The following is a 2,955-nucleotide window of genomic DNA, read 5'->3' on the forward strand; positions in this document are numbered from 1 at the left end:
GCCAGCCCCAGCTCCCGGGTCGCCCGGTGAAGGCGAGGAAGAAGGGCGTGAAGGGAGCGAAGAGCGTTGCTGCCTAGGCTAGCCCCTTGTCACACAAACTACCGAAGCCTCTAAAAAAGCCGATAACACATAGGTTTTTTGACCTAATGCGTTATCGGCTCTGCGTCTATGCGTCTGGCACTTTTAATCATTTTTTTTGAATTTATTATATGTGTTAGCTAACTGTCCACAAGCCGCGTTAATCTCTCTGCCATGAGAAACTCTTATAGTAACTTCAAGTCCTGCTTGCTCTAATTGATGTTTGAATGCAACTATTTCCCGTTTCTGTGGTGCTTTAATTCTTGAATTGCTTGTTGGGTTGTATTGTAACACGTTAATCATAACTTTTTTGCCCCGAAACCATTTTGCAAGTTGTCTTACATCTGAGGGCCGGTCATTTATACCCGGTAAAAGCAAATACGCAAAGACAATTTTGCGATTATGCCTTTCAGAATAGGATAAGGCTTGCTTAACAACATCTTCAATAGCATATATGCGCATGTGAGGAATAATACGATTTCTTGCAGATTGTGTTGCTGCGTGTAAAGATATTGTCAACTGAATTTTAAGATGTTCCTCGCGCAATTTTTTTAATTGATCGACCGGACCAACTGTTGATATGGTAATGCCGTCGGTTGGAAAGTTGAGCCCATATCTATCTCGGAGAATATGGATTGCTTTTATCAAGTTGTCATAATTGAATAAAGGCTCTCCCATACCCATAAAAACGATACGGTTTACTTTTCGACGCAACAATATAATCTGTTGTACGATTTCTGACGATGTTAGATTACGAACAAAGCCATTTCGCCCGGACTCACAAAAAATACAACCAACAGGACAACCGACTTGTGTGCTCACGCAAACAGTTCCACCATCTCGCCGCTTGATAAAAACCGTTTCAATGTATTTGTTGTCTTTCAGTTCGTAAACATACTTTTCAGTATCACTGCTTTTGCAAATATTTTTTACCAACATTGATAGATTTTTTTTGCGTGGTAATTGCTTATATAATTCTTCATATAAGGCTTTTGCTTCATTCTCGCCAATAACTTCCGACATTTCTTTGTAAGTAAATCCGTATGGATCATTCCGTACTTCCGCAGGCGTATATTTAGGTAAACGTTTCATTTTTATATCCTTTCTTCTAAATAATAAAAGTTTGTTTTTCTGTATTTTTGATTACAATCTCTAATTTTTCTACATCAATGATATGCGTCAATTTGCATTTAGGGCAGAAAAGAGGAAAATCTTTTAATACAGTATTATGAAATACTTGAACTCTCGTCTTTCCGTTACAAATCGGACATTTTATCCAATATTTTTTAAGCATTATATTTCACTCGTCCTTTTTACACAAAAAAATGGGCTCTTCTGGTTCTGTATGGAGTTGCTTTCGCCGCCGTCCCTGTCCTCGTCCCCCACTGATAAGCGGGAGTAAAGGGCTGTGATTTTGCTGTAATCATTCATGTGCATACCCTCCTGCGTCAATATATGTGTTGCTTACAGTTAAGATTATGCACCTCATCGGGCAGAGCCGTACTCCGCGCCCTTGCGGTATTTCTTCGCGTTTTTCCCTTTGACATAGACTATCAAGCGGATAATCACCGCACCGACAATGCCGACAAGCAAATCCAACGGGTAAACGCTCGGCAAGGCGTTTTCAAAGGCTGCGGAAAATCCTTGTGTGATATTCAGTATCTTTGCAGAAATATCCGCGCCGGGGGCAAGCCGCACCGCCTGTCCGACTTTATCAAAGAGATAGACAAAGAACACATAGGGGATATTCGGAAGTATCAGCTTTTTGTAGTTGATCTGCTTCATATCTCGCGCCCCCTGTCCATTTTCTTTACCTTGTCGCGGGCGGCGTTAAGCTGCTTCGCCTTGTCCTTTGCAGCGGCAAGGGCTTTGCGGATAGAGGGCTTTTTCTCCCGGTTCAGCTTCTTTGCGGAAAACTCTTGAAACGCTGCGGTCATAACGTCCGCGTCCCGGCCTTTGAAAAACACAAGGTAACGGGTCTGCTCGCCCTTAACCTTTTTTAGCGAAAAATCTATGTTGTATTTCTTCGCCGTACTCTCAAAGGCTTTAATATTGCTGTCGGTGATCTCGATGTTGGAAACACCCGCGTTCTGCTTCATAAGCTGCCGCATGGTCTGTTTCCCATGCGCGGGTTTGCTTTTCTGCTCCAAAAACTTTTGGATTACTTTCTGTAACGCCTGTTCGGTAAGCCGCGCCGCGCCTTTTCCCACTTTGACGTATAGGGCAATCGTTTTTTGGGTTACTTCCTCCTGCAAGGTATCAACTCCTTTCCCGGTAAAGTGCGGCTATGCTCATTCGCCGCCGTATAAGTCGTGATTGACAAGGGCGGTATAGTAGCTGTCAATGGTACTCGGCGCGTTGAACAGCACCGCTTTTAGATACTGCTTGATGTTGCGCACTTTGGTTGTGTTCTCCCTCATGCAATCCAAAACAAACTCAATATGGCTGCTGTTCAGCTTCAAAAACTTGGATTTCACCAATTCGGCGGGGTAGTCGTCCCCGGCAATACGGATTGTCTTTCGGGCTGTGCAGACGGTTTCCAGCATAAGGTCAACAATCTCGTCCAAACGGTCTTTGTCAATTTTGCAGTTTTGAATGAGATGGTCGTATTCGATATTGTCCTTGATAATCTCCCTGTAAATCTCTACTGCGCTATTGCTTTTCGCTTCCGTTCTTTTCCTTTCCGGCGGCGTAGCCGCTTCGCCATGCGCAAAGGGCAAGGGGTTTAGGGAATGGAAAGGAATGGAATCGGTACTTGATAAATCAGTAACTCTCCGTTAGACCAGCGTTGACGTAATAATGTCCCGTCCCCGCCCTAAGATGAATGTCGCCAAACATCAACATCGAAGAGACGGGGACGGGATGCTGGACATCATA

At 43.8% G+C, this 2,955-nt stretch carries 5 protein-coding genes; all 5 read right to left on the reverse strand.

What is annotated here, in order from left to right; translation table 11 throughout:
• Positions 1 to 183: 183 nt before the first annotated feature.
• The gene (rlmN, locus tag ACTQ1S_RS09110) at positions 184 to 1,170 is read right to left on the reverse strand and encodes a 23S rRNA (adenine(2503)-C(2))-methyltransferase RlmN (protein ID WP_082673256.1); all 987 of its coding nucleotides are present in this window, start codon (positions 1,168 to 1,170) and stop codon (positions 184 to 186) included.
• 16 nt (positions 1,171 to 1,186) lie between these two features.
• Positions 1,187 to 1,372: a cysteine-rich KTR domain-containing protein gene (locus tag ACTQ1S_RS09115; RefSeq protein WP_003431289.1), complete on the reverse strand. Its 186-nt coding sequence runs from the start codon at positions 1,370 to 1,372 to the stop codon at positions 1,187 to 1,189.
• Between the two features lie 191 nt (positions 1,373 to 1,563).
• Positions 1,564 to 1,863, reverse strand: coding sequence for a hypothetical protein (locus ACTQ1S_RS09120; RefSeq protein ID WP_441055697.1), 300 nt, complete (start codon positions 1,861 to 1,863; stop codon positions 1,564 to 1,566).
• Entirely contained in the window at positions 1,860 to 2,333 is a 474-nt protein-coding gene (locus ACTQ1S_RS09125; RefSeq protein ID WP_441547549.1) for a PcfB family protein, read from the reverse strand. The genes ACTQ1S_RS09120 and ACTQ1S_RS09125 overlap by 4 nt, the downstream gene beginning before the upstream one ends.
• A gap of 36 nt (positions 2,334 to 2,369) precedes the next feature.
• Positions 2,370 to 2,798, reverse strand: a complete 429-nt coding sequence (locus ACTQ1S_RS09130) for a DUF6017 domain-containing protein (protein WP_441547550.1) — start codon at positions 2,796 to 2,798, stop codon at positions 2,370 to 2,372.
• Positions 2,799 to 2,955 lie beyond the last annotated feature (157 nt).

The sequence above is a fragment of the Collinsella sp. LCP21S3_D3 genome (assembly GCF_052118305.1).
Lineage (GTDB): Bacteria > Actinomycetota > Coriobacteriia > Coriobacteriales > Coriobacteriaceae > Collinsella.

What these genes read in the sequence shown, in the direction of transcription:
- rlmN (WP_082673256.1), bottom strand. Translation starts at nt 1,170, where the DNA reads ATGAAACGTTTACCTAAATATACGCCTGCGGAAGTACGGAATGATCCA.
- ACTQ1S_RS09115 (WP_003431289.1), bottom strand. Translation starts at nt 1,372, where the DNA reads ATGCTTAAAAAATATTGGATAAAATGTCCGATTTGTAACGGAAAGACG.
- ACTQ1S_RS09120 (WP_441055697.1), bottom strand. Translation starts at nt 1,863, where the DNA reads ATGAAGCAGATCAACTACAAAAAGCTGATACTTCCGAATATCCCCTAT.